Source organism: Arthrobacter sp. P1_D12 (assembly GCF_056406175.1).
Genome location: NZ_JBFUAR010000025.1, coordinates 23,529 through 36,849 on the forward strand (window position 1 = coordinate 23,529; position 13,321 = coordinate 36,849).

The window sequence follows — 13,321 nt, forward strand, 5'->3', positions numbered from 1 at the left end:
CCGGGCGTGTCGCTTTAGCCCTCCTGGGTCACGGCCGACATATCGCCGACGCCAGGTGTGCCGTCGGCGAGCGCGTAGCGCTGCTGCACCGCGCCCTTCGATGAGGCGACGACCGGCTCGATGAGCCTGAGGTTCGTCGGAACCACCCCGTCCGCGAAGACCTTCTTTCCGCCGCCGAGGAGGATCGGATACACCCAGAGCGTGAGTCGGTCGAAGAGCCGCTCGGCAAACAGGGTCTGCACGAAGTCGAGGCTGCCGATCACGTGGATGTGCTCGTGCCGGTCGCGCAGTTCGCGTACGGCGGCGACGGTATCAGGACCGAGGAGCGTGGAGTCAGCCCATTCGAGGGCCGGCGACTGGCGCGAAGCCACATATTTCGGGATGCGGTTGAACAGCCGCGCGATGTCACCGTTGGCGTGCGGCCAGTACGCGGCGAAAATGTCGTAGGTCCGGCGCCCGAGCAGCAGCGCGTCCATCCCCGCCATCCCGGAGACGACTTGCTCGCCGACGACCTCGTCGATGAGGGGCGCCTGCCAGCCGCCAAACGCGAAGCCGTCGGCAGGGTCCTCGTCCGGGCCGCCGGGCGCCTGCGCAACGCCGTCGAGAGTGGTGAACAGGTCGATATGGATGAGTCCCATGCCGTGCTCCTTCTCCGTTGCCCGTCGTCGCCGCGGCGACGGGATCACTTCGAGGCTGGCACACCGTTCCCCTGCGAAGCAACAGGTTTCAGCGGGTCCCGGCGGTGTCCACCACGCAGAACCTGTTGCCCTCCGGATCGGCCAGGATCACGTAGTCGGCGTCCGTGGGCCGCTTGCTCCATTCGATCCGGGTGGCGCCCAGGTCCAGGAGGCGCTGCACCTCGGCGTCCTGGGTGTCCGTGTAGAGGTCCAGGTGCAGGCGCGGGGGAATCTGGACGGCCGCGGGGACCCGGTCCAGGGAGACACAGGTGCCCACCCCGCCCGGCGGCTGCAGGATCACGAAGTCGCCGTCGGGCTCGTACCGGGGCTCGTAGCCCAGGGCTGCCTGCCAGAAACTCATCTGGCGTTCGAGGTTGTCCACCCGGATGACGATCGAGCCAATGCGCAGCATCCGCATCAAGCTACACCCGGGCCGCAGGCCCGGCAAGCAGACCAGCCCGGCAAGCAAACGCAGCCCGGCAAGCAAACCGCGCATTTGAACATCGCCGCAGGCCCGCCCCCGATTCGCCCTGAGAGGAACCCAGCTATCTCCCGGCGGCCGGACGTAGACTGACCCTCACATCGTTCTGTGTGACACAGTCTGTGACGCATGAAGTGGAGACCGGATGCTCTGGAAACTGCTCGTCGAATACCTGAGGCCGCAGCGGCGGCTGTTGCTCGCCGTCGTCGTCTTCCAGCTGGCGGCGTCCATTGCCTCGCTGTACCTGCCCACCTTGAACGCGGACATCATCGATCAGGGCGTGGCGACGGGGGACACGGACTACATCCTGCGCGTCGGCGGCCTGATGCTGGCGGTCACGCTGCTGCAGGTCATCTGCACCGTCGTGGCCGTGTACTTCGGGGCGAAGGCCGCGATGGCGCTGGGCCGGGACGTCCGGGGTGCTATCTTCAGCCGGGTCGCCGCGTTTTCCGAGCAGGAAGTCACCCGGTTCGGCCCGCCCAGCCTCATCACCCGCTCCACCAACGACGTCCAGCAGGTCCAGCAGCTGGTCCTGATGTCCGCCACGCTCATGGTTACGGCGCCCATGCTCTGCATCGGCGGGGTGATCATGGCCATCCGGCAGGACCTGCAGCTGTCCTGGCTGATCGCCGTCAGCGTCCCCGTGCTGCTGGCCGCGGTGGGTTCGATCATCTTGCGGATGGTGCCGCTGTTCCGGGTGATGCAGGCCCGGATCGACACCGTCAACCGGGTGCTGCGCGAACAGCTCACCGGCATCCGCGTGGTGCGGGCCTTCGTCCGGGAGGACGTGGAGACGGCCCGCTTTGCCCGCGCCAACGAGGATGTCACGGACACTGCGCTGCGCGCCGGCAGGCTCATGGCTCTCGCGTTCCCCACCGTGATGCTGGTCCTCAACGTCTCCAGCACGGCCGTGATCTGGTTCGGCGCGTTCCGGATCGAGGACGGCTCCATGCAGGTGGGCACCATGATCGCGTTCCTGAGCTACCTGATGCAGATCCTGATGTCCGTCATGATGGCCACGTTCATGGCGATCATGATCCCGCGCGCCGCCGTCTCGGGGGACCGGATCGGCGAGGTCCTCGGGACCGAATCCAGCGTCCGGCCGCCGCTGCGCCCGGTTTCGCGCGCGGCCGGGCGGGCAGCCCGTGGCGAGCTGGAGATGCGCGACGTCGGGTTCGCCTAYCCGGGTGCCGAGCAGCCGGTGCTCCAGGACGTGAACTTCACCGCCCGCGCGGGGCAGACGACGGCGATCATCGGCAGCACCGGCTCCGGCAAGACCACCCTGGTGAACCTGATGCCGCGGCTCTTCGACGCGACCTCCGGTTCAGTCCGGATTGACGGCGTGGACGTCCGTGAGCTGCACCCGGACCTGCTGTGGGGGCACATCGGCCTGGTCCCGCAAAAGCCCTACCTGTTCTCCGGCACGGTGCGCAGCAACCTGCTCTACGGCAAGCCGGACGCCACCGAGGACGAGCTCTGGCGGGCCCTGAGGATTGCCCAGGCGCAGGATTTTGTGGAGGAGCTGGAGGGCGGGCTGGAAGCACCGATCTCGCAGGGCGGCACCAACGTCTCCGGCGGCCAGCGGCAGCGGCTCGCGATCGCCCGGGCACTGGTGAAACAGCCCGAGCTTTACATCTTTGACGACTCCTTCTCCTCGCTGGACACCGCCACGGACGCCCGGCTGCGGCAGGCGCTCAAGCAGCACACCGCCGGGGCCACCATGGTGATCATCGCCCAGCGGGTCTCCAGCATTGTGGACGCGGACCAGATCCTGGTGCTCGAACGCGGCAGGATCGTCGCGCATGGCACGCACGAGGAACTGCTGGAGGCATCAGAGACGTACCAGGAGATTGTGAACTCCCAGCTCGCAGCGGAGGAGGCAGCATGAGCCGCACCGACAAGGCGCCGACGCCGGCCCCCGCCGTCGCTCCTGCCGCCGGGGCCCCCGGGGCCCCCGGGGCTCCCGGGGCGAAAACCCCCATGCGGATTCCCCGTCCGGCGGGCGGCCCGTTTGCCGGGATGAACATCCCGGCCGAGAAGGCCATGAACTTCGGACCGTCTGCCCGGCGGCTGCTGGGGGAGCTGCGGCCCGAACGGCTGTGGCTGACGCTGGTCCTGGTGCTCGCCGTCGTCGGGGTGACGTTCTCAGTGATCGGGCCCCGGCTCCTGGGCGAAGGCACCAACCTGATCTTCGCCGGCGTCGTGTCCAAGCAGCTGCCGCCCGGGGAGACCCAGGACCAGGTGATCGCCCAAATGCGCGCCGCCGGGCAGACCCAGCAGGCGGACATGCTCAGCGCCATGACCCTGACCCCCGGCGCCGGGATCGACTTCACCGCGCTGGCCACCGTGCTGCTGTGGGCGCTGGTGTTGTACGTGCTGGCATCGGTGTTCGGCTGGATGCAGGCGTACATCCTCAACGGCGTCGTGCAGCGCACGGTCTTCCGGCTCCGCGAGCGGATCGAGGCGAAGATCAATAAGCTGCCGCTGCGCTACTTCGACTCGGTGCAGCGCGGCGAGCTGCTCAGCCGGGTGACCAACGACGTCGACAACATCTCCCAGAGCCTGCAGCAGTCCATCAGCCAGGCCGTGACCTCGGTGCTGACCGTGGCCGGGGTGCTGGTGATGATGGTCCTGCTCTCGCCCACGCTGGCGCTGATTGCGCTGGTGACCATTCCGCTGACGCTGGTGACGACGGCGGTGATCGCCAAGCGCTCCCAGAAGCTGTTCGTGGCGCAGTGGAGGCATACCGGGGAGCTGAACGGGCAGATTGAGGAGACCTACACCGGGCACGCCCTGGTGAAGGTGTTCGGCCGGCAGCGCGAGGTGGAGGAGCGGTTCCGGCAGAAGAACGCGGAGCTGTACCAGGCGAGCTTCGGCGCGCAGTTCATTTCCGGCCTGATCATGCCGGCCATGACGTTCATCGGGAACCTGGTCTACGTGGGGATCGCCGTGGTGGGCGGCCTGCAGGTGGCCTCCGGGGCGATGCAGCTTGGTGATGTGCAGGCGTTCATCCAGTACTCACGGCAGTTCACCCAGCCGCTGGCCCAGCTGGGGTCCATGGCGAACCTGCTGCAGTCCGGCGTGGCCTCGGCCGAGCGGGTGTTTGAGCTGCTGGATACGGACGAGCAGTCGCCCGACCCTTCTCCCTCCGAGGCGCCTTCTGGTGGCCGGGGGCGGCTGGTGTTCGAGGACGTGTCCTTCTCCTATTCGCCGGACAAGCCGCTGATTTCCTCCCTGAGTTTGGTGGCGGAGCCGGGGCAGACCGTGGCCATTGTGGGCCCGACGGGCGCGGGCAAGACCACCCTGGTGAACCTGATGATGCGTTTCTACGAGCTCGACGCCGGCCGGATCACGCTGGACGGCGTGGACGTCACCGCGATGACCCGCGACGGGCTGCGCTCGCGGATGGGCATGGTGCTGCAGGACACCTGGCTGTTCGGCGGGACCATCCGGGAAAACATCGCATACGGCCGGCCCGGCGCTTCGGAGGACGAAATCCTGGAGGCGGCGCGGGCGACGTACGTGGACCGGTTCGTCCGGTCCCTGCCGGAGGGCTACGACACCGTGCTCGACGACGAGGGTTCCAACGTGTCCGCCGGCGAGAAGCAGCTGCTGACCATCGCCCGGGCGTTCCTGGCCCGGCCGTCCGTGCTGATCCTGGACGAGGCGACTTCTTCAGTGGATACGCGGACTGAAGTGCTGGTGCAGAAGGCGATGAGCGCGCTGCGGTCCGACCGGACTTCGTTTGTCATTGCCCACCGGCTCTCCACCATCCGCGACGCCGACCTCATCCTGGTGATGGAGGCCGGCCAGATCGTGGAGCAGGGGAACCATGCTTCGCTGCTGGAGGCGGGCGGCGCGTACGCCGCGCTGTACGCGGCGCAGTTCGCGGCTCCGGTGGCGGAGGTTTAGCGGCGCTACAACATTTTTCCGTCGGGCTCGATGCGGGGACGAGTAGATCGCTTCTGGGCGCACCAACCTTACACAATATCCGCTATCGGTCTGCGGGAAAGGACTAACAGACTCCCCTAGTCACAGACTTCCGAGTCTCATGCTTCATCAATCAACCCGGGGGCTGATCAACGACCTCCACAGAGTCGAATACCAGGCCCCCGAGTGCCATTTGATGGCCTGGGCCACGGCGTCAGCGGTCCGGTGGAGGGGCGTCTTCGTGGCTGAGTTTGACGACGTCGGTTAGTGGCACGAGCGCTTCGAAGGTGGCTTTCGCTTCTGCGTGGCTGCCGAGCAGGGCTGGTCTGATGTTGGGATCGTAGGACTGATTCTGGGCTTTCTCACCCGAGGAACCGAATGCTTCGCCCCAGCTGTCCTGGAGCAGTTCGGACACACCGCAGCTGCAGCCGCAGCCATTACCGTCCAGCGCCCGGGAGCGACCCCCCCAACCCTGGAAGAACTCAATATGGCAATCGGAGCCCTCCCGGGCGTGTCCGTATAGCGGTGGGCCCGGAGCGGATCTTGACGTGTAGCGGACGATGAAGGCCACCGCAGAGCCCGCAGCCGGTTATGCCACTCGGCCATCCCCCCAATGACCCGGGAAGCCCGCTAAATAGTGTCCCTTGATGGCCTGGACCGAACACCTCAGCGAAGTGCGCCGCGATTTCCCGGCCGTGAGAGCCTTTCGGAATCAGCGACAATTGGGATCTCGCCCGGCCCGATCTCAGTCATCACGGTCTTGGAGCGGTCGCGGTTGCCGGATTTCCCGGCGCGGGCGGACACATCGTGTTTGCCGTAACCGATGTGCTCGTCCGTCACAGCTACCCGCGATGTCATGGGCGGGCCGGGAATGACTCCACTTTTGCGGGGTCACGTTCAATGACCGGGTCCAAGACTTCGTCGACCTGTGCCAGCAGGGCGGGGTCCAGTTTCACTCCGGCTGCGGTTGCGGTGTCTTTGAGCTGGTCCGAGCGTGAGGCTCCGACGATGGCTGCTGAGACGTTGGGGTTTTGCAGTACCCAGGCAACGGCGAGTGCGGGCATGGACAGGCCGGCGTCAGCGGCGAGCGGTTTGAGCTGCTGGATGCGGCTGAGGATGTCTTCGGTCAGGTAGCGGTTGTCTGACTTGATCTTGCCGTTCTCGCCTGTGAAGCGGGATGCTGCCGGGGCCTCTTGGCCGGGAACGTATTTTCCGGTCAGGACGCCTTGGGCCATGGGTGACCAGCAGATCTGTCCCAGGCCCAGCTCCTCGCAGGTGGGGACGACTTTCTTTTCGATGACCCGCCAGAGCAGGGAGTACTGGGGCTGGTTGGAGACCAGGTGGATGCCCAGTTCCCGGGCGAGGGCGGCGCCGGCGCGGATTTCGTCCACAGTCCATTCGGAGACGCCGATATACAGGGCTTTTCCTTGCCTGACGACGTCGGCGAAGGCCTGCATCGTCTCTTCCAGCGGCGTCTCGTAGTCATAGCGATGGGCCTGGTAGAGGTCCACGTAGTCGGTCTGCAGCCGCTTCAGGGAGCCGTTGATGGATTCCATGATGTGCTTGCGCGACAGCCCGCGGTCGTTCCGGCCCTCGCCGGTGGGGAAGTAGACCTTGGTGAAGATCTCGACGTTTTCGCGCCGCACACCGGCTAGCGCTTCACCGAGGGTGTGTTCCGCGCGGGTGCCGGCGTAGGCATCGGCGGTGTCGAACGTGGTAATGCCCAGGTCCAGCGCCTCCCGGACGCAGGCCGTGGCCTCGTCCTGGTCGATCTGCTCACCGTGGGTGACCCAGTTCCCGTAGGCCAGTTCGCTGATGTACATCCCGGATGAACCAAGTTTGCGGTATTCCATGCTGGGGTGCCTTCCATATCTTGTTGCCAAGGCCGTATTCCGGCGTGCGGCTGCGTCGTGTGGGATGCCGGCCTATACCAGGGGAGTGATCCTCAGGCTCTCGAATGTGGCCGAGCCGCCGCGGGCGTAAATGGAGACTCGGGTGCTTGTTTCGTCCGGGAAGATCAGGTCCGTAAGCACGAGTTCGCCGTGTTGGGCGAAGACCTCAACGGAGCAGTGGTCGACGTAGATCTTCAGGCCGTATCGGCCGTCCCGGGCGCTGATGGGGGCGGTATCGACGGAGGCGAATCCATCGTGGAAGCCGGTGTCGCCGGAGGCGGTCCGGTCGAGGATGAGTCGGCCCTGGGCGGGGTTGATGCTGATTCGGGTTCCTTCCGTGCCGCTCCCTCGAACGATGAGGCCGAATTCTTCGGCCGTCCCAGGCGTGAACTCGGCTTCGATGAGCTGAACCGTGCCCGTGGCGGCTGGGAGCGGGCGCGTTTCCTCTGCCAGATGGATGGGGCCGTCCTGAACTGCCGGCGCCTGATTGGGGCATACGGCTTCCTCGACGACGTTCTGGATTAGTCTGGTGCGGCCGCCAACGGTGGCCAGGGAGAGTTCCCGGGGCAGAGACATGGGGCTCCGCCAGGGTGAAGTCGGGATCTGATTGGCGTAGTCCCAGTTGTTCATCCAGCCGACCATGATCCGCCTGCCGTCGGGGGCGTCGCTGAAGGAGACGGCGGCATAATAGTCCCGTCCCCAGTCCAGCCAGTTGTACTCCTGTAGGCGGTCGGGGTCCTGCTCCCCGCTGGTGATGGTGGAGTCGGAGATGAATTGGACGCCATCGAAGTCTCCTGTGAAGTATTGCCCGGCTGAACCGCCGTTCGGGCCGCCGGGGTTCAGATTCACCGTCAGAACCCACTTCAGCTCCAGTGGATTGCCGTCCACCGGCAAAGCGAACAGGTCCGGGCACTCCCAGATTCCGCCGGTGGCGTTGGCGGGGCCGAAATCACTGAGGTGTTCCCACGTTTTCAGGTCTTCGGACTTGTAGAGGACTACTTTGTAGTCGTGGGCTTCGACGGCCGCCATTACCCAGTAGGAGCCGGCCCCGCCGTCGTAGCGGAAAACCTTGGGGTCACGGAAGTTGGCCGAGTTGCGGCTGAGTACGGGATTGCCAGCGTATTTTTTCCAGGTGAAGCCGCCGTCCAGACTGTAGGCCAGTGATTGCGCCTGGACGCCGTGCAGCGGAGAAGGCGCCTTGTAGGCGCTGGTGTAAATGGCCACCAGCGGTGGCGCCAATTCGGTGCCGAGTCCGCTGCTGTTTTGGCTGTCGAATACGATGCTGCCGGAGAAGATGTCCTCCCGCTCGTCGCAGGCAATCGCGACAGGCTGTTCGGTCCAGTCGGTGAGGTTCTCCGACGTCGCGTGGCCCCAGGACATGTTTCCCCAGGTGTCTCCAAACGGGTTGTTTTGGTAGTAGAGGTGGTAGAGGCCCTGATGGTAGATCAGTCCGTTGGGATCATTGAGCCAGGTGTTTCGGGCTGTGTAATGCAGGGCGGGCCGGAAGGCTTCCGGGTGTGTGGTGGTCACGGCCGTCATGGGAGGTGCACTCGTTTCAGGTTCGGAATGGGGCAAGGAAAGGGCCAGGATCTGACGGTGATCGTCAGATTGGCCGCGGTGTTGAAGACGGAAAGTGGAGGTCAGCTGACCAGGGCTTGCATTTCAGCCAAGGAGGGCAGGTCCGCCCCTGGACGGCCCACCGTAATGGCGGCTGCCATGGATGCCATGCGGGCGATCTGTTCAAGAACGGGCGGAGCCAGGCCCTCGCCTCCTCGGGTCAGCAGCCCCAGAATGAGGGCCGCCATGGCTGCCGAGCAGTTCTGGTCGGATGTTCGGGTCATAGGTGACGGTGCTGGTTCCTGCGCAGTGCTGCAGGAGGGATTTCACACCCGCGGCTCCCGGGGCGAGGAAGCTGGCGATCGACCCGGCGTGCAGGAGCGTGGGGAAGTACGTCGGGGCAACCGGTGGGAGTTCCCAGGCGAGGTCGAAAGCGTAGGTTGCCGCCCCGTCGTCGGCCAGTGTTGCTGTGGCGGTCGATGTAGCCGCTGCGGACTGGCAGCCCGGGAGGATATAGACACCTGCACCGCTGAGATGGCTGCTGATGGCAACTCCCCGGCTATCGGTACCGATTGATGTCAGGAACCCGGTTGAAACATCGAGACGGGCGAGTCCGTAGGCCACGTTGGCGGGGGAGCCCCCCGGGTGCTCGGTGACGCCGTTCCCCGTGTGGACCACATCGATAAGTGCTTCGCTGACAACGACCACCTCGGGTAGGGCGGACAGTGCAGCAGAGGGGTTCATCATGGGATTCTTTCTGGGTTTTCGGCAGCCAATGGAGCTGTGCGGGTCTGATTCCGCGGGTAAAGCGGCCTCTCGGACGGCGGATTTGGGACCGTCAGTGGGCAGGCTCCGGCACTTTGAGTGCCCAATGGGATTTGCTCAGGGTGATCCGTTCGCCGGTGCCCCGGGCAGCGTTCCGCCCTCTGGCGTCCCTCTTCGGTGGGCGGACGGTCTGGGTCCTGCGGGCGTCGGGTACGGCGGAGAGCAGCAACTGTGTGTACGGGTGATGAGGGGCGGCCATCAGCTCGATGCTCTCGCCACCCTCGACCAGGTCCCCGGCGCACATCACCATGGTTGTGTCCGCGATGTAGCGTGCGGAGGCGAGGTCGTGGGTGATGTAGAGCATGGACACGCCCCGTTCATCGCGGAGTTTGCGCATCAGATTGAGAATTCCGATGCGGACCGAGACGTCGAGCATCGAGGTGGGTTCGTCGGCCAGTATGATTTCCGGTTCCACGGCCAGGGCTCTGGCGATGGCGACGCGCTGCCGCTGTCCGCCGGACAGCTGATGGGGGTATCGGTCCAGCATCTGCTCGCCCAGACCGACTGTTGCCATTAGTTCACGCAGCTTGAGTTTGAGGGCACGCGGGCTGTCGTTTTCTCCGTGAAGCTGCAGGGGACGCGTCAGGAAGTGCTCGATGCGGTGTGCCGGGTTGAGGGATCCAAAGGGGTCCTGGAAGACCATCTGGACCTTGCTGCGGTATCTCATTGACGCCCGGCGGCGTTCGGTGGCAAATATGTCTTGTCCGTCGAGGATGAGCTGGCCGCCTGTGGGCTGCTCGAGGCGGGCGAGGATCCGGGCGATGGTGCTCTTTCCGCTGCCGGATTCCCCGACGAGTGCCACAATCTCGCCGCGGTTGATGTCGAAGGAGACGTCGTTGACCGCACGTACGGTCGAACGGAACGGGAAACTTCCAAGCTGATAGTCCTTGCTCAGGTTGCGTACCTGAACCAGGGGCGCGGTCGCCGCTCCTGGGAGGGATGAGGTGCTGTATGCGGGGCTCATCGGCGTGACCTTTCGCGGGGGACGACATATCCGGGTACGAGCAGACAGGCTGCCTCGTGGTTTTCGGCTCCTGGAAGGAGCGGCGGTTCGATGGTGCGGCAGGAGTCGATAGCAAGCGGGCACCGGGGGTGGAAGCGGCACCCGGTGGGAGGATGGGCCATGTTCGGAGGGGCGTCCGGGATACCTATCAGCTCCACTCTCGGTCCGGTCAGCGGAGGGAACGCTCCCATCAGTGCGTTCGTGTAAGGGTGAAGCGGGTTGTCCAGCATCGTCTTGGAGGGAGCGACCTCGACCAGCTTTCCTGCATACATCACAGCCATGCGGTGGGAGAGCTCGACCATGAGTGAGATGTCGTGGGTGATGAACAGAATGGAAAAACCCAGCTGCTGCTGAAGTTCTTTGATCTGGTGCATGATTTCCTGCTGAACGACCACGTCCAGGGCAGTGGTGGGTTCGTCCATGATGAGGAGAGAGGGTTTAAGCGCCAGCGCTATCGCGATCACTGCCCGCTGACGCATTCCGCCGGAGAGCTGGTGCGGGTAGGACTTGAGGCGGTCCGGGCTGATGTCGACAAGTTTCAGCAGCTCCACGGCGCGTTCGCGGGCGGCTTGCTTGGACATTTTTTCGTGCGTGGTGAAGACATCGACGATCTGATCTCCGATGGTCATGACGGGGTTCAGGGAGTTCATCGCGCTTTGGAAGACCATGGCCACGTCGCGCCAGCGGGTACGTCGCAGTTCTTCCTCGCCCAGGTCCAGGAGATTTCTTCCGGCGAGCTCGATGGAGCCCCCTGTGATTTTTGCCGGGGTCTGCAGGAGCCGCATGATCGCGTTTGCGATGGTCGACTTGCCGCAGCCTGATTCACCGGCGAGGCCGAACACTTCTCCGGCGCCGATGTCGAAGCTGACACCATCCACGGCGGTGACGTTTCCGCTTTCCGCCGTGTATTGGACCTGCAGGTTCTTCACGCTCAGCACGGGGCCGGCGGCGGCAGGACCGATGTTTCCCCGTTCCAGTTCAGTCAGGGTTTCCATCTGTCAGCCTTTCTTTTCCACGCGCAGGCGAGGGTTGGTGATTTCATCAACGGCGTAGTTGATCATGGCCAAGGCAAATGCGACGACGGCGATGGCGACGCCGGAGGGCAGGAGCACCCACCAGTCGCCGGTCATGAGCGCGCCGTCGTTGTTTGCCCAATAGAGGTTGGTTCCCCAGCTGACGGACCCGGTGTCGCCGAGCCCCAGGAACTCCAGGCCTGCCTGGGCGCCGATGCCGTAGATGACGCAGCCCAGCAGGGTGCTCATCACGATGGAGGCCATGTTGGGCAGGATCTCCCGGAACATGATGCGCCATGCTTTCTCGCCGGTCACGACTGCCGAAGCGACGAAGTCCTTGCTGCGCAGGGACAGGGCCTGGGAGCGGAGGACCCGGGCGCTGCCTGCCCAGCCCGTGATGATCAGGACGATGACGACGGTGACGGGCCCCGGCGGCAGGAATGCGGCGAGAACCACGAGGAGCGGAAGCCCGGGGATGAGCAGGAATATGTTGGTCAGCAGCGAGAGCAGTTCGTCGATGGCTTTGCCGAAGTACGCGGAGGCTATGCCGACGAGGCAGCCGATGAAGGTCGCCGCCAGACCTACGGTGAATCCGACGGCCAATGAGCTTCGCGATCCCCACAGGGTGAGGGCGAGCACGTCCTGGCCTTTGGAAGTGGTTCCGAGCAGGTGGTCCGCGGATGGTGCCAGGGATGCTTCGGGGCCGAAGTCGGAGGGGTTCCCCGGTGCCAGGAGAGGGGCCAGCAGCGCCAGGAGGGCAAATAGCACCAGGATGGCCAGTCCGAAGAGGGCCTTCTTGTTCGTGAGGATGCCGTGGACGAATCCTCCATGAACCAGGCGTCCGGGGGAAGGAGGTTCAGGTATCTGAACGGTGGGGTTGCCGGCCGCGGTGATTGTGGCGGGTGTTGAGTCTGTAAGTGACATGGGGGACCTGTTTCTAGCTGACCCGGACCCGGGGGTCCAGCCGTACGTAAATGATGTCGACCAGGAAGTTAGCTGCCAGCACGGCGGCGGTAATGGTGAGGAAGATGCCTTGGGTCAGCGGGTAGTCCAGCGCCTGGACGGAGGTCAGAAGCTGGTAGCCGATGCCCGGGTACGCGAATACGGTTTCGGTGAGGAGAGCGCCGCCGACGACGAATCCAAGGGACATGCCGAACGACGTCACGGAGGGCAGCATGGCGTTGCGGGCCGCGTACTGGAACATGATCCGTGCCGGACGGAGTCCCTTGGCCCGGGCCATCGTGATGTAGTCCTCAGCGGTGGTGGCGATCATCGTGTTGCGCATCCCCAGCATCCAGCCGCCGATGGAGACCAGGACGATGGTCAGGGCCGGAAGGATGAGGTGAGTGGCTACGTCGCTGATGTATTCGAGGGAGAACGAGGGGCTGAGGCCTGTGGAGAAGGCATGGCTCAGGGGCAGCCAGCCCAGGGTTATCCCGAACAGATATAGAGCGGCCATGGCCAGCCAAAAATAGGGAAATGATCCGACAAAGATCAGCAACGGGGGAAAGACCGAATCCAGGAACTTTCCGCGACGCCACGCTGCCAGAATGCCGAGGAAATTGCCCAGAATGACGGCAATAACCAGGGCGGTGCCGCCCAGCAGGAGGGTCCACCCGATTTGTGATGCGATCACCTCCGAAACGGGGGAAGGGAACCGGGAGAGCGAGATGCCCATGTCCCCGCGGAAGATGTTGCCGATGTAGGCGAGGTACTGCTCCCACAGGGGCCGGTCGTCCAGGCCGAAGAGCCGCCGGAGCGCATCCACCTGGTCCGGGCGCATCTGAGACTGCACTTGGGAAAACATTCGGCTGACAGGGTCCCCGGGCATCAGCCTGGGGAGGAAGAAATTCAAGGTGATGCAGGCCCAGAAGGCGATGATGTAGAACCCCAGGCGGCGGAGGAGGAATACCATGATTCCGCTTCTTTCTTGATGATTGTTG

General features: G+C 64.8%; 10 protein-coding genes and 2 pseudogenes. 2 read left to right on the forward strand and 10 right to left on the reverse strand.

The window, feature by feature from the left end:
* Window positions 1-14: 14 nt before the first annotated feature.
* A complete protein-coding gene (locus AC1DZV_RS17435) occupies window positions 15-638 on the reverse strand; it encodes a dihydrofolate reductase family protein (protein WP_476951426.1) in 624 nt (207 codons plus the stop codon).
* An 88-nt stretch (window positions 639-726) separates the two neighbouring features.
* Window positions 727-1,089 carry a VOC family protein gene (locus AC1DZV_RS17440; protein ID WP_476951425.1) on the reverse strand — a complete coding sequence of 121 codons (363 nt, stop codon included), beginning with the start codon at window positions 1,087-1,089 and terminating at the stop codon, window positions 727-729.
* Window positions 1,090-1,303: 214 nt separating this feature from the next.
* Between AC1DZV_RS17440 and AC1DZV_RS17445 the strand changes: the two genes are divergently transcribed.
* Both AC1DZV_RS17445 and AC1DZV_RS17450 read left to right on the forward strand, forming a co-directional pair.
* Window positions 1,304-3,046: an ABC transporter ATP-binding protein gene (locus tag AC1DZV_RS17445; RefSeq protein WP_476951424.1), complete on the forward strand. Its 1,743-nt coding sequence runs from the start codon at window positions 1,304-1,306 to the stop codon at window positions 3,044-3,046.
* Window positions 3,043-5,070, forward strand: coding sequence for an ABC transporter ATP-binding protein (locus AC1DZV_RS17450; protein WP_476951423.1), 2,028 nt, complete (start codon window positions 3,043-3,045; stop codon window positions 5,068-5,070). Before AC1DZV_RS17445 ends, AC1DZV_RS17450 begins: the two co-directional genes overlap by 4 nt.
* Before the next feature lie 250 nt (window positions 5,071-5,320).
* On the opposite strand, the pseudogene AC1DZV_RS17455 reads toward AC1DZV_RS17450, so the two are convergent.
* The 8 genes and pseudogenes from AC1DZV_RS17455 to AC1DZV_RS17490 all read right to left on the reverse strand — a co-directional run.
* Window positions 5,321-5,434 (reverse strand): annotated as a pseudogene (locus tag AC1DZV_RS17455) (carbohydrate kinase); the annotation flags it as partial.
* 508 nt (window positions 5,435-5,942) lie between these two features.
* Window positions 5,943-6,941, reverse strand: coding sequence for an aldo/keto reductase family protein (locus AC1DZV_RS17460; protein ID WP_476954235.1), 999 nt, complete (start codon window positions 6,939-6,941; stop codon window positions 5,943-5,945).
* 72 nt (window positions 6,942-7,013) lie between these two features.
* Entirely contained in the window at window positions 7,014-8,519 is a 1,506-nt protein-coding gene (locus tag AC1DZV_RS17465) for a glycoside hydrolase family 32 protein (protein WP_476951421.1), read from the reverse strand.
* 101 nt (window positions 8,520-8,620) lie between these two features.
* Window positions 8,621-9,281, reverse strand: a pseudogene (locus tag AC1DZV_RS17470) (PfkB family carbohydrate kinase).
* Window positions 9,282-9,375: 94 nt separating this feature from the next.
* Window positions 9,376-10,326 carry an ATP-binding cassette domain-containing protein gene (locus AC1DZV_RS17475; RefSeq protein ID WP_476951420.1) on the reverse strand — a complete coding sequence of 317 codons (951 nt, stop codon included), beginning with the start codon at window positions 10,324-10,326 and terminating at the stop codon, window positions 9,376-9,378.
* A complete protein-coding gene (locus AC1DZV_RS17480; protein ID WP_243180738.1) occupies window positions 10,323-11,360 on the reverse strand; it encodes an ABC transporter ATP-binding protein in 1,038 nt (345 codons plus the stop codon). Before AC1DZV_RS17480 ends, AC1DZV_RS17475 begins: the two co-directional genes overlap by 4 nt.
* 3 nt (window positions 11,361-11,363) lie before the next feature.
* The gene (locus AC1DZV_RS17485) at window positions 11,364-12,302 is read right to left on the reverse strand and encodes an ABC transporter permease (RefSeq protein ID WP_476951419.1); all 939 of its coding nucleotides are present in this window, start codon (window positions 12,300-12,302) and stop codon (window positions 11,364-11,366) included.
* 13 nt (window positions 12,303-12,315) lie between these two features.
* Complete coding sequence (locus tag AC1DZV_RS17490; RefSeq protein WP_476951418.1) at window positions 12,316-13,293, reverse strand: ABC transporter permease; 978 nt, start codon at window positions 13,291-13,293, stop codon at window positions 12,316-12,318.
* Window positions 13,294-13,321: the final 28 nt, after the last annotated feature.

Excerpts from the sequence above, each read along its gene's own strand:
- AC1DZV_RS17465 (WP_476951421.1), bottom strand. The coding sequence starts at position 8,519 with ATGACGGCCGTGACCACCACACACCCGGAAGCCTTCCGGCCCGCCCTG.
- AC1DZV_RS17450 (WP_476951423.1), top strand. The coding sequence starts at position 3,043 with ATGAGCCGCACCGACAAGGCGCCGACGCCGGCCCCCGCCGTCGCTCCT.
- AC1DZV_RS17460 (WP_476954235.1), bottom strand. The coding sequence starts at position 6,941 with ATGGAATACCGCAAACTTGGTTCATCCGGGATGTACATCAGCGAACTG.
- AC1DZV_RS17485 (WP_476951419.1), bottom strand. The coding sequence starts at position 12,302 with ATGTCACTTACAGACTCAACACCCGCCACAATCACCGCGGCCGGCAAC.
- AC1DZV_RS17475 (WP_476951420.1), bottom strand. The coding sequence starts at position 10,326 with ATGAGCCCCGCATACAGCACCTCATCCCTCCCAGGAGCGGCGACCGCG.
- AC1DZV_RS17480 (WP_243180738.1), bottom strand. The coding sequence starts at position 11,360 with ATGGAAACCCTGACTGAACTGGAACGGGGAAACATCGGTCCTGCCGCC.
- AC1DZV_RS17440 (WP_476951425.1), bottom strand. The coding sequence starts at position 1,089 with ATGCTGCGCATTGGCTCGATCGTCATCCGGGTGGACAACCTCGAACGC.
- AC1DZV_RS17490 (WP_476951418.1), bottom strand. The coding sequence starts at position 13,293 with ATGGTATTCCTCCTCCGCCGCCTGGGGTTCTACATCATCGCCTTCTGG.
- AC1DZV_RS17435 (WP_476951426.1), bottom strand. The coding sequence starts at position 638 with ATGGGACTCATCCATATCGACCTGTTCACCACTCTCGACGGCGTTGCG.